Origin of the sequence: Dactylosporangium sp. NPDC000244, from assembly GCF_040300725.1 — a bacterium.
Classification (GTDB): domain Bacteria; phylum Actinomycetota; class Actinomycetes; order Mycobacteriales; family Micromonosporaceae; genus Dactylosporangium.
The window spans coordinates 350490-374258 of sequence record NZ_JBEPEH010000001.1 but is presented as its reverse complement, the minus strand read 5'-3'; the positions used below and the strand labels follow the sequence as shown (position 1 = coordinate 374258).

The window sequence follows — 23769 nt, the reverse complement described above, 5'->3', positions numbered from 1 at the left end:
CAATTGACAGTGCTACTCGTGTTACTACAACAGTCGGAGTGACCCGTCAATGGGCTGCCGTGATTGCTCCGCGTCGTTGCAGGTCACGATGCTCAACTCGGCGCGGGGCAACCATCCAGAAACGGTTCAGAAATATTTCGACCACCGGCCCCCTGTGCAAGTCACTCTCCTAGTTGTAGCGTGTGGACACTGTACGGGTTCGTTTGGAGGTCAACGATGTTCTCCATCGCCGAGGTCGTGCGCGACGCCGCGAGGCAGCACCCCGACGCCCCGGCCGTCGCCGGACAGGGCCGTGCCGCCACCTTCGCCGAGATCGACCGCCGCTCCAGCCGGGTCGCCGCCGGACTCGTCGCCTCCGGCGTGCGGCGCGGCGACCGGGTCGCCTACGCGGGCCTCAACCGGACCGACGTGCTGGACATCGTCGCCGGGATCTCCAAGGCGGGCGCCGTGCCCGTCCCGCTGAACTTCCGCCTCGCCGGCCCCGAGCTCACCGCGGTGCTGGCCGACTCCGGCGCGGTGCTGCTGTTCGCCGAGGCCGCCCAGGCCGAGCTCGTCCGGGACGCCGGCATCCGGACCCTGGTGCTCGACGGCGACGATCTCGACGGCGACTATGAGGCCTGGCTGGACGCGCAGCCGGAACAGGACCCGGGCGTCGTCACAGATCCGGACGACCTCGCCGTGCTGCTGTACTCCTCCGGCACGACGGGCCTGCCCAAGGGCGTCATGATCCGCAACCGCAACCTGCACTCGATGCTGGACGTGGCCCGGCGCCGGTGGCAGCTCGACCCGGGCGACGCCTCGCTGAACGTCTCGCCCTACTTCCACGTCCTCGGCTTCGCCTGGGCCGTGCACAGCCTGCGCCAGGGCGCGATCCTGGCCCAGGTGCGCGACGCCGCCCCGCAGGCCCTGCTCGGCATGATCGCCGGTGAGCGGGTGCGGGTGGCGGTGCTCGTGCCCGTGCTCATCGACGTGGTGCTGCGCAGCCCCGGGCTCGACGAGGCCGACCTGAGCAGCCTGCGCCTGATCCTGTACGGCTCCGCCCCCATCTCCGCCCAGGTGCTCGTCGAGGCCACCAAGCGCCTCGGCGCCGCCATGGAGCAGTCCTACGGGCTCACCGAGGTCTCCGGCGGCGCCACGTTCCTGAGCCCCGAGGACCACGAGCGGGCCCGCGACGAGCCCGGCCTCCTGCGCTCCTGCGGCCGGCCCGACCCGAGCAGCGAGCTGCGCGTGGTGGCCCCCGGCACGCTCGAGGACGTGCCCGCCGGCGAGCCCGGCGAGGTGCTCATCCGCTCGGCGCAGGTGATGGCCGGCTACTGGCAGCGGCCCGACGAGACGGCCTACACGCTGCCCGGCGACGGCTGGATGCGCACCGGCGACGTGGGCCGGCTCGACGCCGAGGGGTACCTCTACCTGGTCGACCGGGCCAAGGACATGATCGTGTCCGGCGGCGAGAACGTGTACCCGGCGGAGGTCGAGCGCGCGCTGCAGGCCCACGACGAGGTCGCCGAGGTCGCGGTCGTCAGCGCGCCGTCGGCCCGGTGGGGCGAGTCCCCGGTCGCCGTCGTCGTGCGCGAGCCCGGCAGCGAGCTCACCGAGGCGGCGCTCATCGGCTGGGTCCGCGACCGACTCGCCCACTACAAGTGCCCGGTCGCGGTCCGCTTCGTGGACGCGCTGCCGCGCAACGCATCCGGAAAGGTCCTGCGGCGCGTGCTGCGCGAGCCGCTGTGGGAAGGCCACGAACGAAGGGTCGGCTGAGTGTCGCTTCAAGACTTGCTGGACAAGCAGGAGATCTCCGAGATCCTGACGCGCTACATGCGGGCCGTCGACCGCGGCGACCTCGACGCCCTGCGCGCCTGCTATCTCCCGGGCGCCGTGGAGGAGCACGGCGGGGTCTACACCGGGCCTGCGGACGCGTACGTCGACAGCATCGAGCGCACGCTGACGCACCCGAGGTCCATCACCACCCACGTGATCTCCAACGTGCTCATCGAGCTCGACGGCGACCGGGCCGAGGTCGAGTGCTACGTGACCGCGTTCGCCCGGGTGAAGCCCGGCGACACGCTGACCGTGGCCCGGATGCTCGACGTGTTCGAGCGGGTCGGCGGCCGCTGGGGCATCCGGCACCGGCGGCTGGTGTGGGAGTGGAACCACGACATGGATCGCACGGAAGGCTGGATCTTCGGCATGCTCGTCCCCGACCCCGCGGTGCTGCACCGCGGCGCCAAGTTCCCGAACGACCCGGTGTACGCGTCATGAGCGAGGTCGTCGCGCTCGTGACGGGCGCCAACCGCGGCATCGGCCTGGCGTTCGTCGAGGAGCTGCTGGAGCAGGGCGCCCGCGTCTACGCCGGCAGCCGCGACCCGGACGCGGTCACGACCTCCGGCGCCGTCCCGGTCGAGCTGGACATCACGGACCCGGCGCAGGTCGCCGCGGCCGCGAACCGCTGCGCCGACGTGAACCTGCTGGTCAACAACGCCGGGCTGTTCACCAACCAGCGGCTGGTGCTGACCGCCGACCCCGACGCCGCCCGGCGCGAGATGGAGATCAACTACTTCGGCACCCTCGCCATGACGCGCGCGTTCGCGCCGGTGCTCGGGGCCAACGGCGGCGGCCAGATCATCAACGTGCTCTCCGTGGCCGCGATCGTGCCGACGGCGTTCATGGGCGGGTACTCCCCCGCCAAGGCCGCCGCCCTGTTCCTCTCCGGCATCACACGCGCCGAGCTGGAGCCGCAGGGCACGAAGGTCACCGCGCTCATCGTCGGCTCGGTCGCCACCCGCATGTCGGATCACGTCGACGGCCACAAGGAGGACCCGCGCGACATCGCCAAGGCCGGCCTCAAGGCGGCGGCGAAGGGCGAGCTGACCGCCGACACCGACTGGATGGCCGTCGACGCCCGGGCCCGGCTGGCCCGCGACCCGGTCCGCTACGAGCGCGGCCTCGGGCGCCTGATCCACAAGGCGGTACTGCGGACCGGGCGCGACTAGATGGCCACCCGCGTCGTCCAGTGGGCCACCGGCGCCATCGGCAAGACCACCCTGCGGGCGATCCTGGACTCGCCGGACCTCGAGCTCGCCGGGCTGTACGTGTACGGCGAGCGCAAGGCCGGCCGCGACGCCGGCGACATCGCCCGCCGCCCGGCCACCGGCGTCGTCGCGACCCGCGACATCGAGCGGATCCTGGCGCTCGACGCCGACGTCGTCATCCACGCACCGCGCCTGCGCCTCGACTACGGCGAGCACGACGAGGACATCTGCCGCCTGCTGCGCTCGGGCAAGAACGTCATCACCACCGCGGGGCACCACTACCCCGAGCCCGGGCGCCGGGCGAGGTTCGAGCGGGCGTGCGCGGAGGGCGGCACCACGCTCTTCGGCGTCGGCATCAGCCCCGGGGTCATCGGCGAGCGGCTCGCGCTGGCGCTGAGCGGGGTCGCGGTGCGCCTCGACCGGATCGAGATCGACGAGGTGCTCGACGCGAGCGCCATGCCCGACCCGGACTTCGTCTTCAACGTCATGGGCATGGGTGGCGACCCCGCGGCCGTCGACCTCGCCGGCGGCACCCTGCCGGTGCTGTTCGGCGAGTTGTACGCCGAGACCCTGCGCTTCATGGGCGACGCGATGGGGGTGCGGTACGACCGGATCGAGCCCGACCATCACCTCGAGACGGCCGCCGAGGATCTGACGGTCGCGGCCGGCGTCATCCGCGAGGGCACGGTGGTGGCGACCGAGTGGCGCTGGCACGGCATCGTGGCCGGCGAGCGGTTCGTGACGCTCGCGATCATCTGGACCATGGACCCGGCCCGGCCCCGCTACGCCGGGCGCGACCACTGGACGATCCACCTCTACGGCAAGCCCGAGGTCGTCATGACGCTGAACCTCGTCGAGCCGGACGAGCCGGGCGTGCGCACGACCGCGGCCCAGTACGTGACGGCGGGCCCGGTCATCCGCGCCATCCCGCTCGTGCTGGCCGCCCCGCCCGGCATCCTGGACTTCTCGGTCTTCGGGGCCTGGTCGCGGTGAGGGCGATCTTCGCGCGCCACGCCGACGGGTCCAGAGTGGACAGTGTCGCCGACGTCATCCGCCGCCGGGCGGCCGCGACCCCGGATCTGACCGCCGTCATCGAGCCGCATCGCACCACGACGTTCGGCGCCCTGGACGAGCGCTCGAACCGGGTGGCGCAGGCCCTGATCGCGGCCGGGGTCGGACCGGGCGACCGGGTGGCCTACATCGGCGCGAACGCCCCGGAGTTCCTGGAGGTCCTCTACGGCGCGACGAAGGCCGGCGCGATCGCCACGGCCGTCAACAACCGCCTGGCCCCGCCGGAGATCGCGGCGATCCTGGCCGACGCCTCCCCGGCCGTGCTGATCACCGACTCCGACGTGGCGGCGGAGGTACGGACGGTCCGCACGGGCGAGCGGTACGAGGCATGGCTGTCCACAGTGGAGGCCGTCGACCCGCGCGTCCCCGTGGGCCCGGACGACACCGCGGTCATCTTCTACACCTCGGGCACGACGGGCCGCCCGAAGGGCATCATGCTCAGCGGCGACAACCTGGGCCAGGCGCTGGCCACCATGCACTACGACATGGAGCTGACGACCACCTCGGTGGCGATGGCCCCCATCCCCTACTTCCACATCTCCGGCCTGGGCCTGGCCCTCGTGGCCAACCTCAACGGCGCCGCCCTGCTGCTGGAGACCGCCGCCGGTCCGGACGCGCTGATCACCCTGCTCTGCGAGCGCCGGGTGTCCCACGCGGCGGTGGTCCCGACGATCCTGCAGACCCTGCTGAACCTCCCGCGCACCCACTCGGCGGACTGGTCGGCCCTGCGCTACCTGGTCTACGGCGCGATGCCGATCCCGCTGCCGGTGATCCGTTCGGCGACGGAGGTCTTCGGCTGCAAGTTCCTGCAGTCGTACGGCCTGACGGAGTCGACGGGCGGCGTCACCGTGCTCTGGCCCGAGGACCACCTGCCGGACGAGCCCGCGAAGGAGCCCCGCCTGCGCTCGGTGGGCCGCCCGATGCCGGGGGTCGGGGTGCGCGTCGTGGACCCGGTGACGCTGGCGGACCTGCCCGCCGGGGAGCGCGGCGAGGTCCTGATCGGCGGCGGGCACGTGATGCGCGGCTACTGGCGCAACCCCGCGGCGACGGCCGAGACGATCGTGGACGGCTGGGTGCGCACCGGCGACGGCGGCTCCTTCGACGCGGACGGCTACCTGTACCTCCACGACCGCATCAAGGACATGATCGTCTCCGGGGGCGAGAACGTGTACCCGGCCGAGGTCGAGAGCGTCCTGACCGGCCACCCCGATCTGGCCGAGGTGGCCGTGGTGGGCGTCCCCTCCGACCGCTGGGGCGAGTCCCCGGTGGCCGTGGTCGTCGCGCGCACCGGCCGGACCCCCGACGGGGCCGAGGTGATCGCCTGGTGCCGCGAGCGCCTGGCCCACTTCAAGTGCCCGGTCGCCGTCCACGTGGTCGACGCCCTGCCGCGCAACGCCTCGGGCAAGCTGCTCAAGCACGCCCTGCGCGCGACCTACGCCGCCTGATCCGCGTCAGCGGTACCGGAAGCGGACGCCGAGCAGGCTCTCGTCGCGCAGGGCGGCGCCGCGCTCGGAGCGCAGCAGCGTCACCGTCCACCGCGGGAGCTCGGCCGCCGGGTGGAAGCGGACGGCCCGGCCGCCCAGGTCGATCGTGTCCGGCGCGGCCGCGTCGTAGCCCAGGATCTGCGACCACTGCTTGACGGTGGCCTCGGGGTCCTGCGCCGGCACGTCGACGGCCACCACGTCGTCGATCAGGGCGTGCGGCGAGGGGTCCACGCCCATCCCGTCCCAGAACCACGCGTCACGGTCCTCGATGCCGTCCAGCTCCAGCAGCAGCCCGACGTCGGCCGGGTGGAACTGCACGATCGGGTGGCCCATCACGAGCTGGTCGGCGACCACCCGCACGCCCAGGGACAGGGCGCGGTCGCGGGCGGCCAGGGGGTCGCTGTGCTGGACCGACAGGGCGTAGCCGCCGGGGCCGCGCCTGGCCAGCCAGCGCGCGATCGACACGTCCGGGGTCAGCGGGCCGACCAGCTCCAGGTAGGCGCCGGCAGCCAGGGCCATCGTGTCGTCGGACATGCCGATCGCGGCCAGTTCCGGGTCGGCGAAGCCCGCCCCCAGGCCGTAGTGCTCGCGCAGGAGGCGGGCGTCGGCGGTGATGTCGTTCGTGGCCAGCACGACCTGGCGCAGCAGTGCCCAGTCAGTCATTGCGGTGTTCCTCGCGGAGTAGGCGTTTGAGGACTTTGCCGGAGGCGTTGCGGGGCAGGGCATCCACGACGTGGACGGCCACCGGGCACTTGAAGTGGGCCAGGCGCTCGCGGGACCACGGGATCAGGTCGTCCACCGGGCCCGTCGCGACCACCACGGCGATCGGGGACTCGCCCCAGCGCGCGGAGGGGACGCCGACCACCGCCACGTCGAGCACGCACGGGTGCCCGGCCAGGACGCGCTCGACCTCGGCCGGGTACACGTTCTCGCCGCCCGAGACGATCATGTCCTTGATGCGGTCGCGCAGGTACAGGTAGCCGTCGGCGTCGAACGCGCCGCCGTCGCCGGTGTGCAGCCATCCGTCCGCGATGGACTCGCCGCGCCAGTAGCCGCGCGTCACCGAGGGGCCGCGGACCAGCACCTCGCCGTCGCGGACGCGCACCTCCAGGCCCGGCAGGGGGCGGCCGACCGACGTCAGGCGGCCGTTCGCGTGGTGCTCCGCGGGGTCGAGCACCGTGGCGACGCCGGTCGTCTCGGTCAGGCCGTACGACTGGTGGAAATGCGCGCCGAGGACCTCGGTGGCCCGCCCGACGAGCGCGGGGGTGATCGGGGCGCCGCCGTAGACGATGTGGCTCAGGGCGGAGAAGTCGGCCGGGGCGTCGGTGAGCGCCTGGATGAGCGTCGGGACCATCGCCGCGTGGGTGGCCCGGTATCCGACCAGCTGGCGGGACATGCTCGCCGGGGTGGGCTCGGCGTTCTGCACGATGGTGCCGCCGGCGGCCAGGGTGATCAGGGACCAGCCGGTGCCGGCGATGTGGTGGTACGGGGTCGGGACCAGGCTCACCGCGTGCTCGTCGACCTCGAACAGGGCGCCGAACGCGCCGACCGTCCAGGCCAGCTGGGCGTCGTCGACGATGACGCCCTTGGGGCGGCCGGTCGTGCCCGAGGAGTACATGATCATGACGGGGGCGTCGTCGAAGACCTCGCCGATGCCCGCGTCCGCGGCGATCCAGCCGGCCTCGTCCTCGCTCAGGCGGAAGTTGATCGGCACGAGGGTCGCGCCGGCCCGCAGGCACGCGAGGAAGAGCGCCCAGAAGTCCGTACGGTTGCGGTCCCGGTAGGCGACACGCTCACCCTTGCGGACCGCGAACGCCTCGGACCGCCGCCACAGCTCGGCGTAGGTGACGGTGACGTCGTCGCCCGTAATAGCCGTTTTGTCCGGGAATTTGGCGACACTCGCCTCGATGAGCGAGAGCACGGCGCTCATGACGTGCGTTCGATGGAGACGTCAGTGCCCCCGCGCAGGGGCTCGCGGCACTGGTCGCACGCCAGCCGCGGGGTGAAGATGCGCCGGCACTCGGTGTGCCGGTAGACCAGCGCCCGCCCCTCGGGGGCCTTGAACCAGCGGTGCCCCCAGTCCAGCGTGCACATGACGACCGGGAAGAAGGCGCGGCCCTTGGCGGTGAGGTGGTAGCTGAGCCAGTCGGCGCGCTCGGTGCCGGGGGCCGGGTCGAGCACGCCGAGGTCGCAGAACGTGCGCAGCCGGTCGGCGACCATCGTCGGCGGGGCACCGAGGCGCTGCTCGAAGTCCTTGAACCGGTGCGCGCCCAGGAACGCGGCACCGAGCAGGGCCGAGGACCAGCGGTTGCCGATGAGGGCCATGGTCTGCGGGAACAGGCCGGGGCTGGCGCCACTGCCGGCGAAGGAGCGGCGGCGGGTGGTGGCCGCGGGCACGCTGCGCTCCCAGGTGCCGCTCGGGCCGAAGCCGCCGGTGACGTCGCGGGGCTCGACCGGCTTGCCGCAGGCGGCGCACATGAGCAGCGGCTGGAACGGCTGGCCGCACCGGCTGTGGCGCATGACCGGCAGCAGCTCCTCGTGCTGCGCCACCCAGCGGGCCTCCCAGGCCCAGATGGCCAGCAGGATCGGCCAGGTGTCGCGGCCGCGCTTGGTCAGCCGGTACTCGAACCGGGGCGGCCGCTGCTGGTAGGCGACCTTCTCCAGGATGCCGACCTCGGCCAGCCGGGAGAGCCGGTTGGTCAGCACCGAGTTGGAGATCGGGAGCCGGTCCAGATAGTCGCTGTACCGCCGCACGCCCGCGGTCGCGTAGCGCAGGATGAGCAGCGTCCACTCGTCGCCGATGAGCCCGAGCGCGTGCGCGACCGCGTTCTGCCCGCCCGCCTCCAGCTGGGTGGGCGCGTCCCCGGGATGTTCGACGGTCACGCAGGGCCCATCCGCAGCGCGGCGGCCATCGTGTCGGCGGTGCCCCACCCGGGGATCGAGGAGCCGGCGGCCCAGGTGGCGTGGGTGCCGCTGGAGACGCGCTCGGGCAGGGCGACGCGCGCGACCGGGCCGTCGGCGACCCGGCGCGCGTCGAACACCAGGCACTCGGAGGCGTCGCGGTTCATGTCGGTGACGATCGTGATCAGGTAGCCGTCGTCCTCGGCGGCGGAGCCCACCCGGGGCGCCATCGCGGTCTCGCTGCCGAAGACGCCCTCGCCGAACTTGTAGGCCTCGTCGTGCCCGGAGACCAGGTCGTGCTTGACGACGCCGTCGAATAGGAACCAGCCCTCGACGCCGGTGGCGGCGTACGCGTACCGGTTGCGCCGGCCCCCGTGCCGCCCGTTGATCATGCCGAACTCGGTGACCGTGTCGCGCAGCCGCTCCTCGCGCACCTGGCCGGTGGCCAGGTTGAGCCGCCACCGGTGCAGGTGCGACTGCATCCGGTCGAGCGCGAGGAAGCGGAACATGCGCTGATAGTAGGAGCCGTCGCCGCGGTCCTGCGGCTCCGGGTCGTCCTGGAAGAAGCCGTCGAGGACGATCTCGTCGCCCTCCTCGTAGGCGTTGACCCAGTGCAGCACGTAGGTCGGGTCCGCCTCGAACCAGCGGACCTCCTGCGAGCCGCCCCGGCGCGGCACGACCCCGATCCGCAGCGGCATCTCGGGGTGGAAGCGGGCGGCGTGGACGCCTTGGCGCAGCAGCTCCGGCTCCCAGAACAGCGGGCAGTCGTTGAGGATCGCGTAGTGCTCGGTGTAGGCCATGTCGTGCGGCAGGCGCGGGCCGGGCAGCGGCACGTCGATGTAGTGCACGAGGTGGTTGGCCGCGTCGACGACGCCGTAGTGCAGATACGGCGCCTCCTTGCCGTAGTTGAAGAACAGCAGCTCGCCGGTGTGCTCGTCGCTCTTGGGATGGGCCGAGACGCCCCACTGCGACGGGAACTTCCCGCCCCACGTGGACTTGCCGAGCGTGTCGAGGGTGAGCGGGTCGAGGCGGTACAGGTCGCCGCACTGGTAGAAGCTCGACAGGGCCACCCCGGCGTGCACGACGATGTCGGTGCTGGAGGAGTCCTTGAGCCCGCCGCGGGCGCCCCGGCCCTCGCGCAGGCTCTTCGCCGGGGGCTCGGCGAGGCCGGCCCACAGCGGCTCCTTGGTCTCCTGCTCGGCGAGGAAACCGTCGGTGCGCACGAAGCGGTTGCGGTAGAACGCCTTGCCGTCGCGGAAGCCGACCACGTGGATCATGCCGTCGCCGTCGAACGGGTGGTACTTGCCCGCGATCGCGGGGTGCACCGGGTTCTCGGTGTTGCGCAGGTAGACGCCGTCGAGGTCGGCCGGGATCTCCCCGGTCACGGTGAGGTCGCCGGCGCGCCACTCGCTGGTCTGCGGCCGCCACGGCCCGGTGCGGTAGGGGTGGTCGTCGTCCTCCGGCAGCGTGGACAGGGCGTGACCGACGAGCTCGACGTCCATGGCAGGGCTCCTACTTCGCAGAGGCTATTCGGCGGTGCCGGACGCGCCGACCACGAGGCTGACCGTCGTCGTGGTGCTGCCGCCGATGTTGAGGGTGGCGAAGGTGCGCGCGCCGGGCACCTGGTAGGCGCCGGCCTGGCCGGTCACCTGCCGGTAGGCGTCGGCGAGCATGCGCACGCCGGTGGCCCCGACCGGGTGGCCGCCGCCGATGAGGCCGCCGCCGGGGTTCATCGGGATCCGGCCGCCGATGGCGAGATCGCCGGACTCGACCGCCTTCCAGCTCTCGCCGGGCGCGGTGATGCCGAAGTGGTCGATCGCCGCGTACTGCGACATCGTGAAGCAGTCGTGGGTCTCGATCCCGTCGAGGTTCTCGACGCCGCCGATGCCGGCCCGCCCGAACGCGTCGAGCACCGCCCGGCGCACGTGGGGCAGCACGTACGGCTGGTCGGCGCTGCGCCGCAGCTTCTGCTCCAGCGGCAGCCCGACGGTCGCGTGCCCCCAGCCGAGGATCCGGGCGAGCGGCCGGCGGGCGAGGTCCGGGTGGGCCGCGAGGTAGCGGTCGGAGACGAGCACCACGCCCGCGGCGCCGTCGGTGACCTGGCTGCAGTCGTTGCGCCGCAGCCGCCCCTCGACCGGCGGGTTGGCCGTGTCGTCGTCGGTGAAGCTCGCGTCGGTGAAGGTCCAGCCGCGGGTCTGGGCGTTGGGGTTGGCCCGGGCGTTGTCGAAGGCGAGCCGGCCGATCGCGCGCAGGTGGGCGTCGTCGAGGCCGAAGCGCTTGTCGTACTCGTCGGCGAGGGCGCTGAACATGTACGGCCACATGAACGTGGCCTGCTGCCCCTCGTGGCCGACCCAGGCGGCGGCGCCGAGGTTGCGGGCGGCCTGGTCGCCGGGGACGGTGCGCTCGAGCTCGGCGCCGAGCACCAGGGCGACGTCGTAGCGGCCGGACTCGAGGTCGGCCATCGCGGCGAGCACCGCGATGCCGCCGGAGGCGCACGCGGCCTCGTGGCGGGCGGCGGGGATGCCCCAGAGCCGCTCGTCGACGGTGGCGGGCATGCCGCCGAGCTGCCCCTGGCCGGTGAAGAGCTGACCGAAGGCGTTGCCGACGTGGATCACCCCGATGTCGGCCGGGTCGATGCCGGAGGCGTCGATCGTCCCGGTCGTCACCTCCGCGAAGAGCTCCGCGAAGCCGTGCCCGGCCCGGGCCCAGTTGCGGGCGAAGTCGGTCTGGAAGCCACCTGCGACCCACGTGTCCGGCCGTGCCGTCAAGGCCATGAGACACCTCCCATTCGAGCTTCCTTACTATAACAAGCAGAGTCGCTCGTCAACGTCCAGCCGTCCTGACCTGAGTGATCTATTGCCAAGGACCCGCTTTGAGACTACACCTAACAGAGTGACCTCACGCGATGTGTACGTCTTGGAGTACCTGCGGACGGCGCGCGGCAAGGGCTCGGCCAAGGGCTCCCTGCACCACCTGAGCCCGACCGAGCTCGTCGTGCGTCTCCAGCACGCGCTCGTCGAGCGCACCGGGCTCGACCCGGCCCGCATCGACGACGTGACCCTCGGCCTCGCGAGCCAGAACGGCGAGCAGGGCGCGAACCTTCCCCGCACCGCGGCGCTGCTGGCGGGCTGGGGCGACCATGTGCCCGGGGTCAGCCTGAACCGGTTCTGCGCCTCCGGCATCGACGCCGTCGCGCAGACCGCCGCCCGGGTCCGCGCCGACGACCTCGACCTCGCCGTCGCCGGCGGGGTGGAGAGCGTCTCGCGGGTGCCGATGTTCTCCGACGAGGGCCCGCTGTGGAGCGATCCCGCCACCATCCGCCGGGTCGGGTCGGTGCACATGGGCATCGCCGCCGACCTCAACGCGACGCTGGACGGTTGGCAGCGCGAGGAGCTCGACGCCTACGGCCTCGAGACCCAGACGAAGGCCGCGGCCGCGTGGGACGCCGGGTTCTACGAGCGGGCCGTCGTCCCGGTCGACGGCTTCGCCCGCGACGAGCTCGTCCGGCCCGCCACCACGCTCGAGGGCCTGGCCGCGCTGCCTCCCGCCTTCGCCGAGCTGGGCGCGTCCGGCCAGGACGCCATCGCGCTCGCCGCGCACCCCGAGGCCGGGGCGATCGAGCACCGGCACACCGTCGGCACCTCCCCCGCCATCGCCGACGCCGCCGCCCTGGTGCTGCTCGGCACCGGCGCGGCCGCGGCGGCCAACGGGCTGCGGCCGCGGGCGCGCGTGGTCGCGGCGGCGACGTGCAGTACCGATCCCGTCATCATGCTCACCGCCGGGCAGCAGGCCGTCGAGAAGGTCATCGCCCGGGCCGGGCTCACGCCGGGCGACATCGACGTGTTCGAGTTCGCGGAGGCGTTCTCGGCGCTGTGCCTGAAGTTCCGGCGGGACCTCGGCGCCGGGCCGGAGCGCATGAACCCCAACGGCGGCACGATCGCGATGGGCCACGCGTTCGGCGCGACCGGCGCGATCCTGCTCGGCCAGTGCGTCGAGGAGCTGCACGCCCGGGGCGGGCGCTACGGCGTCGCCGCGGTCTCCGGGGCCGCGGGCCTCGGGGTCGCCGTGCTCGTCGAGCGGGTGGACGCATGAGGCTGTTGGATGGCCGGGCCGGCATCGTCACCGGCGGCGGCAAGGGCCTCGGCCGCGCCTTCGCCCTGCATCTGGCCTCTCTCGGGGCCGCGGTCGTGGTCAACAACCGCAACCGCGAGGTCGACTCGGCCGGCTCGGTGGTCGCCGAGATCACCGCGGCCGGCGGGCGCGCCGTCGCCGACTACAGCGACGTCGCCGACCCGCACGCCGGGGAGGACCTCGTCGCGCTGGCCCTGTCCGCCTTCGGCCGGCTCGACTTCTGCGTCACGAGCGCCGCGGTGAGCGCGCCGGCGATGTTCCACAAGACGTCGGTCGAGGCCTTCGCCGCCGTGCAGACCGTCAACGTGCTCGGCACCGCGGGCGTCGCCGCCGCGGCCGCCCGGCACCTGCGCGGCGCGGGCGGCGGGCGGATCGTGCTCGTGGCCAGCACCGCGGGGCTGCACGGGGAGCCGACGGTCTCGGCGTACGCGGCCAGCAAGGGCGCGGTCATCGCGCTCGGGCGGACCATCGCCGCCGAGGGGGCGTCGCGCGGGGTGTTCACCAACGTGCTGCTGCCCTACGCGACGACCCAGATGACCGACGCCGGGATGGCCGGGCAGTTCCGCGACGCGATGACGGCGGCCTCGGTCGCGCCGGTGGTCGCCGCGCTCGTCGACCCGGCGGGGACCCTCAACGGCGAGGTGATCGTGGCCGCGAACGGCTCGCTGCGCGCGACGAGCGCCGTGGAGTGGGGCACCGTGCGCGTGCCGTCCACGCTGGACGCCGCGGGGCTGGCCGGGCTGCTCGGCTCCAGCCGGGCCGGGAAGCCGCACGAGTACCGCACCGCCCAGGACGCCTTCGCCGACTTCGCCGAGGAGACGCTGCCGTGAACTTCAGCGCGTTGCTGATCAACCTCGGCGCGACCGTCGTCGCCGTGGCGCTCGTGATGGCCCTGACGATGGCGTACGCGCTGCGGCGCCGGGAGCAGAGCATCGTGGACACGGTGTGGGGGCTCGGCTTCGTCGTGGTGGCCGCCGTCTCCTTCGTGCTCTCCGCCGGGCACGGCGACCCGGTGCAGCGCTGGGTGACCCTCGCGCTCACGGCGGTCTGGGGCGTGCGGCTCGGCGTCTACATCCACGCGCGCAACCGGGGCAAGGGCGAGGACCCGCGGTACGCGGCCCTGCTGCGGCGCAACCAGGGGAAGCTGGTGCCGTACGTCATCCGGACCATCTACTGGCCGCAGGGCGCCATCATGTGGGTCGTCTCCCTGCCGGTCCAGGCGGCCATGTACGTCGCCGAGCCGGTGCCGGCGCTGCTGTGGGCCGGTGTCGTGGTGTGGGCGGTCGGCTTCGCGTTCGAGGCGGTCGGCGACGCGCAGCTGGCCCGGTTCAAGCGTGACCCCGCCAACGCCGGCCGGCTGATGGACCGGGGCCTGTGGGCGTGGACGCGGCACCCGAACTACTTCGGCGACTCCGTGGTGTGGACGGGCCTGTTCCTGCTCGCGTGCTCGCACTGGGCCGGGCTGTTCACCGTGATCGGCCCGGTGCTGATGACCCACATGCTCGTGAACAAGAGCGGCAAGGCGCTGCTGGAGCGGCGGATGAGCCGGTCCCGCGGCCCGGAGTTCGCCGAGTACGCGGCCCGCACCTCCGGCTTCTTCCCGCGCCCGCCCCGCCGTGCATGACGTCGGTGATCTGCTGGACGTGCTGGACCTCCGGCGGATCGGCGCATCCGTGTTCGAGGGGCGCAACGGCGCGCTCGACCTGCCCCGCGTCTTCGGCGGCCAGCTCGCGGCGCAGGCCCTCGTCGCCGCCGCGCGGACCGTCCCGGCGCCCCTGGTGCCGCAGTCGCTGCACGCCACGTTCCTGCGCCCGGGCCGCTCCGGGCTCGCGAACCGGTTCGAGGTCACGCACGTGCGCGACGGCCGCAGCCGCACGACCCGCGCCGTCGACCTGCTCCAGGACGGCAAGGCGGTCCTGCGCCTGACGGCCGCGTTCGGCACCCCGGCCGCCGGGGTCGCCCACCAGACCCCGGCCCCGGAGGCGGGCCGGCCCGGGGACGCGCCGACGCTGGACGAGAGCATCGCCGACGTGGGCGGGCTGACCGGCCTGTGGAGCGGCTTCAGCGCCGTCGAGATCCGCGTGGCCCCCTGCGCCGACGGGCCGCCGTCGCGCGGGCTGCTGTGGATGCGCGCCGCCGGCCCGCTGCCCGCCGATCCGCTCGTCCACGCGGCGGTGCTCTGCTACGCGACCGATCTCACGCTGCTGTCGGCGGCGCTGGTACCGCACGGCCTGCGCCTGGGCCGCGAGCGCGACCACGACCACGCCTGGGACACCGTGTCGCTCGACCACGCGCTGTGGTTGCACCACATCCCCCGGGCCGACGAGTGGCTGCTGTTCGACCAGCACTCGCCGGTCGCCTCGCACGGCCGCTCGCTGGCCACCGCGCACGTCTACGACCGGACCGGCGAGCTGTGCGCCACGGTCACCCAGGAGGGCCTGCTCGTCGCGACGCCCTTGGCGTGAGCTACCGCAGCTGCTCCAGCACCGGGCCCTCGGGCGTGTCGACCACGCGCCAGCCGGCGTCGGCGATCTCGCCGCGGATGCGGTCGGACTCGGGCCAGTCGCGGCGCTGCCGCGCGTCCTCCCGCCGGGCCAGCAGCGCGCGCAGCTCGTCGTCCACCGTGGACACGTCGGCGCGGCCGTCGAGGTCGGCCGGGTTCAGCTCGCCGAGGCTCAGGCCGAGCACCGCGTCGGCCGCGGCCAGCAGCGCCGCGAGGTCCGTGTCGGGCAGGTCGTCGCCGCGCACGACGGTGTTCAGGTCGGCCAGCGCCCGCGGGGTGTTCAGGTCCTCGGAGACGGCCTCGTCGAGCCGGGCCAGGGCCGCCCGCCCGGCGTCCGTGGTCATCGCGGCCCGGGCCGCCGCCAGCGTCGGCAGCTGCGGCAGCGGGCGCAGCGCCTGGGCCCGGCCGGCGAGGCGGCGCAGGGTGCTGGAGGCGGCGCGCACGGCCGCGTCCGTCAGCTCCAGCTGGCTGCGGTAGGTGGCGGTGAGCAGGAAGTAGCGGTAGGCCAGCGGATGCAGGCCGTCGTCGACGAGGTCCTGCAGCAGCGGGGCGCCGCCCTCGGACTTGGCGACCTTGCGGTTGCGCAGGAGCACGAACTCGTTGTGCAGCCAGAGCGGCACCCAGGAGCGGTCCTCGCCGAGGTACGCCTCGGACTGCGCGATCTCGTTGACGTGGTGGATCTCGCGGTGGTCGACGCCGCCGGTGTGGATGTCGAAGTGCCGGCCCAGCAGGTCGATGCTCATGACCGAGCACTCGAGGTGCCAGCCGGGCACGCCCGGGCCCCACGGGGAGTCCCAGCGCATGACCCGCCGCTGGCCGGGCGCCTCGGTGCGCCACACGGCGAAGTCGGCCTTGTTGCGCTTGCCGGGCACGGTCTCCAGGCGGGCTCCCTCGCGCTGGCCCTCCATCGAGATCTGGGCGAGGGTGCCGTAGCCGGGCGAGCGGGCGGTGTCGAAGTACAGGCCGCTGTCGATGCGGTACGTGTACCCGCGCTCGTCCAGCGCGCGGGCGAAGTCGCGCATCTGCGGCACGTAGTCGGAGGCCCGCGGCAGGTCCGACGGCGTGCGCACGTTGAGCCGCGCGATGTCGCGCAGGTAGGCCTCGGTGTAGTGGCCGGTGACCTCGCGGACCGACTTGAGCTCGCGGCGCGCGGCGGCCTCGACCTTGTCCTCGCCGAGGTCGCTCTCGCCGACCGTGTGGCCGACGTCGGTGATGTTGACGACCTGGCGCACCCGCAGGCCCTTCCACTCCAGCACGCGCCGCAGGGTGTCGCTGAAGACGTACGGCCGCATGTTGCCCAGGTGCGCGTAGGAGTAGACGGTGGGGCCGCACGTGTAGACGCCGACCTCGCCGGGCACCAGCGGGCGCAGCGGCTCCGCCCGCCGGGTGAGCGAGTTGTACAGCGTGATGGGTGCGCCGTCGGCCATGAGGCGAACGGTACCAACCGCGGGTGCCCGCGGCCCTGTCCCCCGTGCGAGCTACACGGCGGTGCCCACCTCGCGGTGACGTCCGCGGCCCCTCGCACGCCATAGCGTCGTCGATGTGAGCGCGGCACGGGCCGCGCACCGGCTGAAGGGGTTGCGATGAACGAGACGAGGACCGTGCCGGCGCGGCGGATCGGGCTGCGCCTGCTCGTCATGCTCGTGGTGTTCGCGATCGTGCTCGTGGTGTCGGCGGCGGTCAACTCGGCCGCGGCCGGAAACGCCGTCACGGCCCTCGTGTGCGGGGCGCTCACGGCGGCGGGCGGGCTGCTGCTGTACCGATGGATCGTCGGCCGGCTCGAGCGGCGCCCGGTGGACGAGATCGCCGCGGCGCGGATGGTGCCGCAGGTGCTGCGGTGGGCGGGCGCCGGCATCGCGCTCTTCGCGGTGACGATCGGCGTCATCGCGCTGTTCGGCGGCTACCGCGTCGCCGGCTGGGGCTCGGTGAGCGCGGCGACCGCCACCCTCGGCACCATGATCGGCGCGGCCGTCGCCGAGGAGCTGCTCTTCCGCGGCGCCCTGTTCCGGCTCGTCGAGCAGTGGCTGGGCACGTGGGTCGCGCTCGCCGTCTCCGGCGTGCTGTTCGGCGCGCTGCACCTGCTCAACCCGGGCGCGACGGTGTGGGGCGCGATCGCGATCGCGGCCGAGGCCGGCCTGATGCTCGGCGCCGCGTACACCGCCACCCGCTCCCTGTGGGTGCCGATCGGGCTGCACCTCGGCTGGAACTTCGCCGAGTCGGGCCTGTTCGGCACGGTCGTGTCGGGCACCACCGGCACGCACGGCCTGCTGCGCGGGGCGGCGAGCGGCTCGGACCTCGTCAGCGGCGGCGGGTTCGGCCCGGAGGGCAGCGTCTTCGCGATCGTCGCGGGCGGGGCCGTCGCCGCGGTGCTGCTGCGGCGCGCGTACCGCCAGGGCCTGATCGTGCGCCGCGGCGGCGCCGGGTGAGGGCTGTGCCCGCGGCCATGACCGAGGACATCGCCCACGACCGCGGCGGCTACGCTGCGGTCGTGTCGCGTCTGCCGCTCGGCCGCCGGGGCGCCGCGGCCCTGGCCTGGTGGCGCGCGCGCAGCGTGGTGCTGCGCGACGGCGCCTTCGGGCTGCTGCTGGCGCTGCTGGCCTTCGTGCCGCAGCTGGCCGGGGCCGGGACGCGCCTCGGCGAGCTGCCGCACCGCCCGCTCGACGCGCTCGCCGTGGTGGCCATGCTCGCGCAGACGCTCCCGCTGGCCGGGCGGCGGCGCCTTCCCGCGGCGTGCTTCGCGCTGGCGGCGGCCGGGTTCGCGGTGCAGGAGCTGCGCGGGTACGCCACGTTCGCGGGCGCGGGCCTGCTCGTCGCGCTCTACAGCGTGGCCGCGCACCAGGAGCGGTTCCGGGCGTGGGTCGCCGCGGGCGCGGTGGCCGCGTACGCCGGGCTGGCCGCGGCCCTGCACGCCGCCGGATCGGCCGCGCGGCCGGCGGACTACACGATCTTCTTCCTGCTCGTGGCGGGCGGCTGGGCGATGGGGGCGTGGGTGCGGCGGGGAAGGATCGCCGAGGGCGAGCGGCGGCGGGCCACGGCGGCGGCCGCCCGCGCCGCGGAACGGGCCCGGATCGCGCGCGAGCTGCACGACGTGATCACCCACCACGTGACCGCGATGGTGGTGCAGGCCGATGCCGCGCAGTTCCTCGCGGCCCGCCCGGAGCGGCTCACGGCGAACCTGACGGCGATCAGCGGGACCGGCCGGCGGGCGCTCGGCGAGCTGCGGGACCTGCTCGGCGTGCTGGACCCGGACCGGGTCGCGCCGCGCGGGGACCTGCCGGCCCTGGCCGGGATCGGCGACCTCGTGGCGCGGGCCCGGGCCGCGGGGCAGCCGGTGGAGCTGGTCGAGGAGGGGCGGCCGGGCGGGCTCGGCTCGGGCCGCGAGCTGGCCGGCTACCGGGTGGTGCAGGAGGCGCTGACGAACGCGCTGAAGTACGCGGCCGGGCAGCCGACCGTCGTGCGGGTCGCGCACCGCGACGACGGCGTGCGCATCACCGTCACCAGCGCGCCCGGCACCACGCCCGCGCGCCCGGTCGGCGGCTCCGGCCGCGGGCTGGACGGGCTGCGCGACCGCGTCGAGGTCTTCGGCGGCTCCCTCGACGCCGGCCCCGACCCCGCCGGCGGCTTCACCGTGACCGCCCGAATCCCCGCTGGAGAGCTCGCATGACCCGGGTACTCGTCGCCGACGACCAGGCGCTGGTGCGCACCGGGTTCGTCACCATCCTCGACGCGCAGGACGATCTGGAGGTCGTCGGCGAGGCGAGCGACGGCCGCGCCGCCGTCGACCTCGCCCGGCGGCTGCGCCCGGACGTCGTGGTGATGGACATCCGGATGCCGGTGCTGGACGGGATCGAGGCCACCCGGCAGCTGGCCGGGCCGGGCGTCGCCGAGCCGATCAGGACGCTCGTGGTGACGACGTTCAACCTCGACGAGTACGTGTTCCAGGCCCTGCGCGCGGGGGCGAGCGGCTTCCTGCTCAAGGACGCCACGCCGCAGCAGCTCGTCGCGGGCGTGCGCACCGTGGCCGCGGGCGACTCCCTGCTGGCCCCGGCGGTGACGCGGCAGCTGATCGGACGTTTCGGCACGCGGGTGCGCCCGGCCGAGCCGCTGGTGAGCGCGCGCGGCGTGCTGGCGCCGCGGGAGCTGGAGGTGCTGCGGCTGATCGCGACGGGCCTGTCGAACGCGGAGATCGCCGCGACGCTGGTGATCAGCGCGGAGACGGTGAAGACGTACGTGTCGCGGATCCTCACGAAGCTGGACCTGCGCGACCGTGTGCAGGCTGTCGTGTACGCGTACCGCAACGGCCTCGCCGACCCCGACGACTAGCGGCTTTTCCAATCGGCTTAGTATGATTTGGCCATGGCGGGCGAACACGTGGCGGGCGAATACCTGTGGTACATCCCGAACGAGGTGCGGCCGGGCCACCGCGGCGACGACGTGGTCGAGGGGCACAACAGCCTCGGCACGCTCACCGAGCAGGCCCTCGCGGTCGAGGCGCACGGCTGGGGCGGGGCGCTCATCGGCGCCGGGTGGGGGCGGCCCGACACGTTCACCGTCGCCACGGCGCTCGCGATGCGCACGACCACGTTCCGGCCGTTGATCGCGGTCCGGCCCGGCTACTGGCATCCGGCCCGGTTCGCTGCCGCGGCCGCCACGCTCGACCACCTCAGCGGCGGCCGGGTGCTCATCAACGTCGTCTCCGGCCGCGACTCCCTCGCCGAATACGGCGACGCCGAGGCCGACCCGGGCCGCCGCTACGACCGCACACGCGAGTTCCTGCAGGTCGTACGGCGGCTGTGGACGCGGGAGCGGGTCACGTACCGCGGCGAGTTCTTCAGCGTCGAGCGGTCCACCCTCGCCGTGCGGGGACGCCACCCCCGGCTGTACTTCGGCGGCGCCTCCGAGGCCGCCGAGCGGGTCGCGGCGGCCGAGGCGGACGTGCAGCTGTTCTGGGGCGAGCCCCTCGACGGGGTGCGCGAGCGGATCGAGCGGCTACGGGCGCTCGGCGCGCGGCACGGGCGGGACCTGCCGCCGCTGGAGTTCGGCCTGCGGGTCACCACGCTGGTCCGCGACACCGCCGCCGAGGCCTGGGCCGAGGCCGAGGCGCGGGTGGCCCGGATGGCCGCGGCCGGCGTCGCGCGGGACGCGAACTGGGACGCCGCCACCGGCCAGGGGCGCCTGCAGGCCCTCGCGGAGCGCGGCGACGTGCTCGACGAGTGCCTCTTCACGGCGCCGGGCCGGGTCGGCGGCGCCGGGGCCGGCACCACGTGGCTGGTCGGCTCCGCGGCCGACGTCGCACGGTCGCTGCGCCGCTACCGCGACCTCGGCGTCACCCACTTCGTGCTCTCCGACACGCCCTACCTGGCCGAGGTCGAGCGGCAGGGCCGCGGGCTGCTGCCACTGCTGCGCGCGACGGGAACCGCCGAGCCGCCGGCGGCGTCTGTGTCCGTGTGAGACGACTGCTGCTCGCGGCCCTCGCCGCGGTGTTCATGAGCGGGTGCGCGCCCGCCGGCCCGGTCCACTCCGGGGCCGGCTCGGCGGCCCTGATGCGCGGGTTCGGGGTCTCGGCCGACGAGGCCGTGGCGGAGCGGGTGCCGCTGGTGCACCTGCGGGTGTGCGGGTCGTGGGGCTGCCACGAGCTGGACGTGCCGCTGACGGTGTCGGGGACGATGAGCGCGCTGCCGTGCCCGTCGACCGGCGACCCCGCGGCCGTGTGCGGGGCGGTGCAGCAGCCGGGGCCGGCGCCCGGCTACGGCTACGCGCCGATCCCCGAGCTGACGCTGGAGGCGGTCACCGTGGACGTGTCGACGCCGCCGGGCGCGCCGATGGCCGTCGCCGCGTCGCTCACCGTACGGCCGCGCGGGGCGTGCCCGGACGCGGGACCGTCGTGCGCCGACCCGACCCCGCAGGCGGAGATCCGCATCTCCGCCGACGGGTCGGTGCGTCAGACGCGCTAGCGCTCGGCCTTGTCCAGCAGCGCGCGGATCGCGGGGGCGTCGGCGGGGCCCTCGCGGTACGGCGTGCCGTAGACCGGCGTGTCCGGCTGCGAGCGCCAGCTCTCGGCCAGGTCCCCGCCGTCCACGGCGTCCCAGCCGATCGCGTCGAGGAACTCGGTCACGGTCCGCTTCGCGGCGGCGTCGTCGCCGAAGATCGGCAGCGCGGGCCGGTCCGCGGCGCCGGCCGGGCGGCCCTGCTCGCCGAGGTGCTGCGACCAGATGTTGTTGAAGCCCTTCACGACCTTCGCGGTGCCCAGGTGCTCCTGCAGCAGGCCGCTGGAGGTGGCGGTACCGCTGTCGAGCTCGGCGAGGTTGCCGTCGCGGGCCGGGTAGTAGTTGTTCGTGTCGATGACGACCTTGCCGGCCAGGGGCTCGGCGGGCACCGCGCGGTAGGCCTTCAGCGGCACCGTCACCACCACGATGTCACCGGCGGCCGCGGCGTCGGCCGCGCGGGCGGCCCGCGCCTTCGGCCCGAGCTCGGCGACGAGGTCCGCGAGGGTCTCGGGCCCGCGCGAGTTGCTGAGCACGACGTCGTAGCCGGCGGCGATCGCGAGCCGCGCCACGGTGCCGCCGATGTTGCCGCTGCCGATGAGTCCGATCGTTGTCATATTCGCCGCAACTCATCGGCTGGACCGCACATTTCCGGTGTGACGCAGCAGACGCCGGGCGCCCGCCTCACGCGTTCAGGTAGGCCAGGACCGCCAGGACGCGCCGGTTGTCGTCGTCGGAGGGCGGCAGCTCGAGCTTGGTGAGGATGTTGTTGATGTGCTTGCTGACCGCCTTCTCCGTGATGCGCAGCTTGGCCGCGATCGCGGCGTTGGAGCGGCCCTCGGCCATCTCCCCCAGCACCTCCCGCTCGCGGGCGGTGAGCACGGCCAGCGGCTCACGGCGGGCCAGCATCTGCGTGATCACCTCGTGGTCCATGGCGGTGCCCCCGCCGGCCACGCGGCGCACGGCGCCGACGAACTCGTCGACGTTGGAGACCCGGTCCTTGAGCAGGTAGCCGACGCCGCCGGCGGGGGTGCTCAGCAGCTCGCGGGCGTAGAGCGGCTCGACGTGCTGGGACAGCACGAGCACGGGCAGGCCGGGCATCTCCGCGCGGGCGGCGATGGCCGCCTGCAGGCCCTCGTCGGTGAACGTCGGGGGCAGGCGCACGTCGATCACGGCCACGTCGGGGCGGTGCTCGGCGAGCGCGGGCAGCAGCGCCGGGCCGTTGTCGACGGCGGCGACGACCTCGAAGTCGAAGGCCTGCAGGAGCCGGGTCAGTCCGTCCCGGAGGAGGGCATGGTCCTCGGCGATGACAACGCGCACGGCAACTCCATGGTGATGACGGTGGGTCCCCCGGACGGACTCGACAGCGCGATGGTGCCGTCGAAGGCGGCGAGGCGGCGTTCGATCCCGCGCAGACCGGTGCCGCAGGCCGGGTCCGCGCCGCCGTTGCCGTCGTCGGTGACGACCATGGTCAGGTCGCCGCCGACGTGCTGGATCGACACCGATCCGCTGCGGGCGCGGCTGTGCCGGATCATGTTGGTCAGCGCCTCGGCGACGGCGAAGTACGCCGCGGACTCCACCGGCGTGTCCGGCCGGCCCGGCAGGTCGATGACGACCGCGATCGGCAGCGGCAGGCTGATCGCCAGGGCGCGGATCGCGCCGGCGAGGCCCCGCTCGGCGAGCACCGGCGGATGGATGCCGCGCACGAGGTGCCGCAGCTCGTCCAGGGCCGTGCCGCTGGCCTCCCGGGCCTCGGCGAGCAGCCTGTGGGCCTGGGCCGGGTCGCGGTCCATGAGCGTGTCGGCCAGCCCGATGATCATGCTCAGGGAGACGAGCCGGGCCTGGACGCCGTCGTGCAGGTCGCGTTCGATGCGCCGCAGCTCGGCGGCCTGGGCGTCGACCGTGTCGGCCCGCGTGACCGTCAGCTGGGCGACCCGCAGCCGCAGCTCGGCGGCCTTGGTCGGGGCGAGGAAGAGCCGGGCGAACAGCGCGTCGACCCGGCGCAGCCAGGGCGCCACGCCGAGGCCGACAGCCAGGATGACCGCGCCCTGCGGCAGACACATCAGCACCTCGGCGGGGGCGCGCAGGTGCCACACGGCGCCGTAGCCGTACCAGCCGGTGCCGAGCCAGATCCACACCGGCGTCAGCGTCAGGCCGGCCAGCCCGTACAGCGGGATGAGCACCGCGATGCACCCGAGCCCGGCGCCGACGATCGCGCCGGGGGCGAGCCAGGCGAGATCCCGCCAGGTGGCCGGGTCGGTCACGGTCCACCGGAAGTACGGCCAGCTCCCGGCGACGGCCCCCGGCGGCGGTGGATGGTACGGCCGGGCCACGACGACCCGGGCCCGGCACGCCCGCCGCCGCTCCAGGTCCGTTCGCATCCGAACGAGGGCCATCGCCCACGGGACGAGGGCCAGGCCAAGGAACGGCACCGGCGCCAGCGCCAGCGCGACGAGGGCCATCACCAGCAGCAGCAGATTGGTGAGCGCCAGGCCGACCGAGGCCAGGCCGGCCAGCACGGCACCCGCGCCACGCCGGGCCAGCCGCCCCATCCACACACCGGTCGCCGCCACATCCACACGTCATATAGTGCCCGGCGAACCTGAAGGTGGTGCTAGCACCACCACCGCGCACGACATAGCGCTCCTGACGCGGCGCCCCGGCGCCGC

Annotated in this window: 23 protein-coding genes; 14 read left to right on the top strand and 9 right to left on the bottom strand. The window is 74.1% G+C overall.

The features are described from left to right. Positions 1 to 216: 216 nt before the first annotated feature. The 5 genes from ABT369_RS01760 to ABT369_RS01740 are packed head-to-tail and all read left to right on the top strand — an operon-like array spanning position 217 to position 5542. A complete protein-coding gene (locus ABT369_RS01760; protein ID WP_350609555.1) occupies positions 217 to 1755 on the top strand; it encodes an AMP-binding protein in 1539 nt (512 codons plus the stop codon). Further along, a complete protein-coding gene (locus ABT369_RS01755) occupies positions 1756 to 2256 on the top strand; it encodes a nuclear transport factor 2 family protein (protein WP_350609553.1) in 501 nt (166 codons plus the stop codon). Further along, complete coding sequence (locus tag ABT369_RS01750; RefSeq protein ID WP_350609551.1) at positions 2253 to 2987, top strand: SDR family oxidoreductase; 735 nt, start codon at positions 2253 to 2255, stop codon at positions 2985 to 2987. The genes ABT369_RS01755 and ABT369_RS01750 overlap by 4 nt, the downstream gene beginning before the upstream one ends. Beyond that, positions 2988 to 4019 (top strand): NAD(P)H-dependent amine dehydrogenase family protein, encoded by a 1032-nt coding sequence (locus ABT369_RS01745; RefSeq protein WP_350609549.1) that lies wholly within the window; start codon positions 2988 to 2990, stop codon positions 4017 to 4019. 35 nt (positions 4020 to 4054) lie between these two features. Continuing rightward, positions 4055 to 5542 (top strand): long-chain-fatty-acid--CoA ligase, encoded by a 1488-nt coding sequence (locus tag ABT369_RS01740; RefSeq protein WP_350609547.1) that lies wholly within the window; start codon positions 4055 to 4057, stop codon positions 5540 to 5542. Positions 5543 to 5548: 6 nt separating this feature from the next. On the opposite strand, the gene ABT369_RS01735 is transcribed toward ABT369_RS01740, so the two are convergent. Genes ABT369_RS01735 through ABT369_RS01715 form a run of 5 tightly spaced genes read right to left on the bottom strand, consistent with a single transcriptional unit; the run spans position 5549 to position 11256 of the window. Continuing rightward, the gene (locus ABT369_RS01735) at positions 5549 to 6244 is read right to left on the bottom strand and encodes a VOC family protein (RefSeq protein WP_350609545.1); all 696 of its coding nucleotides are present in this window, start codon (positions 6242 to 6244) and stop codon (positions 5549 to 5551) included. Then, entirely contained in the window at positions 6237 to 7511 is a 1275-nt protein-coding gene (locus tag ABT369_RS01730; protein ID WP_350609543.1) for a class I adenylate-forming enzyme family protein, read from the bottom strand. Before ABT369_RS01730 ends, ABT369_RS01735 begins: the two co-directional genes overlap by 8 nt. Beyond that, positions 7508 to 8464 carry a winged helix-turn-helix transcriptional regulator gene (locus tag ABT369_RS01725; protein WP_350609541.1) on the bottom strand — a complete coding sequence of 319 codons (957 nt, stop codon included), beginning with the start codon at positions 8462 to 8464 and terminating at the stop codon, positions 7508 to 7510. The genes ABT369_RS01730 and ABT369_RS01725 overlap by 4 nt, the downstream gene beginning before the upstream one ends. Continuing rightward, a complete protein-coding gene (locus ABT369_RS01720) occupies positions 8461 to 9984 on the bottom strand; it encodes a carotenoid oxygenase family protein (RefSeq protein ID WP_350609539.1) in 1524 nt (507 codons plus the stop codon). The genes ABT369_RS01725 and ABT369_RS01720 overlap by 4 nt, the downstream gene beginning before the upstream one ends. Before the next feature lie 24 nt (positions 9985 to 10008). After that, positions 10009 to 11256, bottom strand: coding sequence for an acetyl-CoA acetyltransferase (locus ABT369_RS01715; protein ID WP_350609537.1), 1248 nt, complete (start codon positions 11254 to 11256; stop codon positions 10009 to 10011). Between the two features lie 118 nt (positions 11257 to 11374). On the opposite strand from ABT369_RS01715, the gene ABT369_RS01710 reads away from it, so the two are divergent. The 4 genes from ABT369_RS01710 to ABT369_RS01695 are packed head-to-tail and all read left to right on the top strand — an operon-like array spanning position 11375 to position 15078. Then, a complete protein-coding gene (locus ABT369_RS01710; RefSeq protein ID WP_350609535.1) occupies positions 11375 to 12574 on the top strand; it encodes an acetyl-CoA C-acyltransferase in 1200 nt (399 codons plus the stop codon). Next, on the top strand, positions 12571 to 13443 hold the full coding sequence (locus ABT369_RS01705; RefSeq protein WP_350609533.1) for an SDR family NAD(P)-dependent oxidoreductase: 873 nt from the start codon (positions 12571 to 12573) through the stop codon (positions 13441 to 13443). Before ABT369_RS01710 ends, ABT369_RS01705 begins: the two co-directional genes overlap by 4 nt. Next, entirely contained in the window at positions 13440 to 14237 is a 798-nt protein-coding gene (locus ABT369_RS01700; protein WP_350609531.1) for a DUF1295 domain-containing protein, read from the top strand. Before ABT369_RS01705 ends, ABT369_RS01700 begins: the two co-directional genes overlap by 4 nt. After that, positions 14230 to 15078, top strand: coding sequence for an acyl-CoA thioesterase (locus ABT369_RS01695; RefSeq protein ID WP_350609529.1), 849 nt, complete (start codon positions 14230 to 14232; stop codon positions 15076 to 15078). Before ABT369_RS01700 ends, ABT369_RS01695 begins: the two co-directional genes overlap by 8 nt. 1 nt (position 15079) lies before the next feature. On the opposite strand, the gene cysS is transcribed toward ABT369_RS01695, so the two are convergent. Continuing rightward, positions 15080 to 16543: a cysteine--tRNA ligase gene (gene cysS, locus ABT369_RS01690; protein WP_350609527.1), complete on the bottom strand. Its 1464-nt coding sequence runs from the start codon at positions 16541 to 16543 to the stop codon at positions 15080 to 15082. Positions 16544 to 16738: 195 nt separating this feature from the next. On the opposite strand from cysS, the gene ABT369_RS01685 reads away from it, so the two are divergent. Genes ABT369_RS01685 through ABT369_RS01665 form a run of 5 tightly spaced genes read left to right on the top strand, consistent with a single transcriptional unit; the run spans position 16739 to position 21070 of the window. Further along, positions 16739 to 17542: a CPBP family intramembrane glutamic endopeptidase gene (locus ABT369_RS01685; RefSeq protein ID WP_502891685.1), complete on the top strand. Its 804-nt coding sequence runs from the start codon at positions 16739 to 16741 to the stop codon at positions 17540 to 17542. A 17-nt stretch (positions 17543 to 17559) separates the two neighbouring features. Further along, positions 17560 to 18780: a sensor histidine kinase gene (locus tag ABT369_RS01680; RefSeq protein ID WP_350609523.1), complete on the top strand. Its 1221-nt coding sequence runs from the start codon at positions 17560 to 17562 to the stop codon at positions 18778 to 18780. Continuing rightward, the gene (locus tag ABT369_RS01675; protein WP_350609521.1) at positions 18777 to 19439 is read left to right on the top strand and encodes a response regulator; all 663 of its coding nucleotides are present in this window, start codon (positions 18777 to 18779) and stop codon (positions 19437 to 19439) included. The genes ABT369_RS01680 and ABT369_RS01675 overlap by 4 nt, the downstream gene beginning before the upstream one ends. A gap of 33 nt (positions 19440 to 19472) precedes the next feature. Next, positions 19473 to 20567, top strand: coding sequence for an LLM class flavin-dependent oxidoreductase (locus tag ABT369_RS01670; RefSeq protein WP_350609519.1), 1095 nt, complete (start codon positions 19473 to 19475; stop codon positions 20565 to 20567). Continuing rightward, complete coding sequence (locus ABT369_RS01665) at positions 20564 to 21070, top strand: hypothetical protein (RefSeq protein ID WP_350609517.1); 507 nt, start codon at positions 20564 to 20566, stop codon at positions 21068 to 21070. The genes ABT369_RS01670 and ABT369_RS01665 overlap by 4 nt, the downstream gene beginning before the upstream one ends. Here ABT369_RS01665 and ABT369_RS01660 read toward each other — a convergent pair. The 3 genes from ABT369_RS01660 to ABT369_RS01650 form a co-directional block, all read right to left on the bottom strand. Then, positions 21067 to 21717 (bottom strand): NADPH-dependent F420 reductase, encoded by a 651-nt coding sequence (locus ABT369_RS01660; RefSeq protein WP_350609515.1) that lies wholly within the window; start codon positions 21715 to 21717, stop codon positions 21067 to 21069. The two genes, ABT369_RS01665 and ABT369_RS01660, sit on opposite strands and share 4 nt — an antisense overlap. A gap of 67 nt (positions 21718 to 21784) precedes the next feature. Next, entirely contained in the window at positions 21785 to 22420 is a 636-nt protein-coding gene (locus tag ABT369_RS01655; RefSeq protein WP_350609513.1) for a response regulator transcription factor, read from the bottom strand. After that, the gene (locus tag ABT369_RS01650) at positions 22372 to 23679 is read right to left on the bottom strand and encodes a sensor histidine kinase (protein ID WP_350609511.1); all 1308 of its coding nucleotides are present in this window, start codon (positions 23677 to 23679) and stop codon (positions 22372 to 22374) included. The genes ABT369_RS01655 and ABT369_RS01650 overlap by 49 nt, the downstream gene beginning before the upstream one ends. Between the last annotated feature and the right edge of the window lie 90 nt (positions 23680 to 23769).

Excerpts from the sequence above, each read along its gene's own strand:
- ABT369_RS01705 (WP_350609533.1), top strand. The coding sequence starts at position 12,571 with ATGAGGCTGTTGGATGGCCGGGCCGGCATCGTCACCGGCGGCGGCAAG.
- ABT369_RS01720 (WP_350609539.1), bottom strand. The coding sequence starts at position 9,984 with ATGGACGTCGAGCTCGTCGGTCACGCCCTGTCCACGCTGCCGGAGGAC.
- ABT369_RS01760 (WP_350609555.1), top strand. The coding sequence starts at position 217 with ATGTTCTCCATCGCCGAGGTCGTGCGCGACGCCGCGAGGCAGCACCCC.
- ABT369_RS01715 (WP_350609537.1), bottom strand. The coding sequence starts at position 11,256 with ATGGCCTTGACGGCACGGCCGGACACGTGGGTCGCAGGTGGCTTCCAG.
- ABT369_RS01750 (WP_350609551.1), top strand. The coding sequence starts at position 2,253 with ATGAGCGAGGTCGTCGCGCTCGTGACGGGCGCCAACCGCGGCATCGGC.
- ABT369_RS01660 (WP_350609515.1), bottom strand. The coding sequence starts at position 21,717 with ATGACAACGATCGGACTCATCGGCAGCGGCAACATCGGCGGCACCGTG.
- cysS (WP_350609527.1), bottom strand. The coding sequence starts at position 16,543 with ATGGCCGACGGCGCACCCATCACGCTGTACAACTCGCTCACCCGGCGG.
- ABT369_RS01730 (WP_350609543.1), bottom strand. The coding sequence starts at position 7,511 with ATGAGCGCCGTGCTCTCGCTCATCGAGGCGAGTGTCGCCAAATTCCCG.
- ABT369_RS01735 (WP_350609545.1), bottom strand. The coding sequence starts at position 6,244 with ATGACTGACTGGGCACTGCTGCGCCAGGTCGTGCTGGCCACGAACGAC.
- ABT369_RS01680 (WP_350609523.1), top strand. The coding sequence starts at position 17,560 with ATGACCGAGGACATCGCCCACGACCGCGGCGGCTACGCTGCGGTCGTG.
- ABT369_RS01745 (WP_350609549.1), top strand. The coding sequence starts at position 2,988 with ATGGCCACCCGCGTCGTCCAGTGGGCCACCGGCGCCATCGGCAAGACC.
- ABT369_RS01670 (WP_350609519.1), top strand. The coding sequence starts at position 19,473 with ATGGCGGGCGAACACGTGGCGGGCGAATACCTGTGGTACATCCCGAAC.
- ABT369_RS01675 (WP_350609521.1), top strand. The coding sequence starts at position 18,777 with ATGACCCGGGTACTCGTCGCCGACGACCAGGCGCTGGTGCGCACCGGG.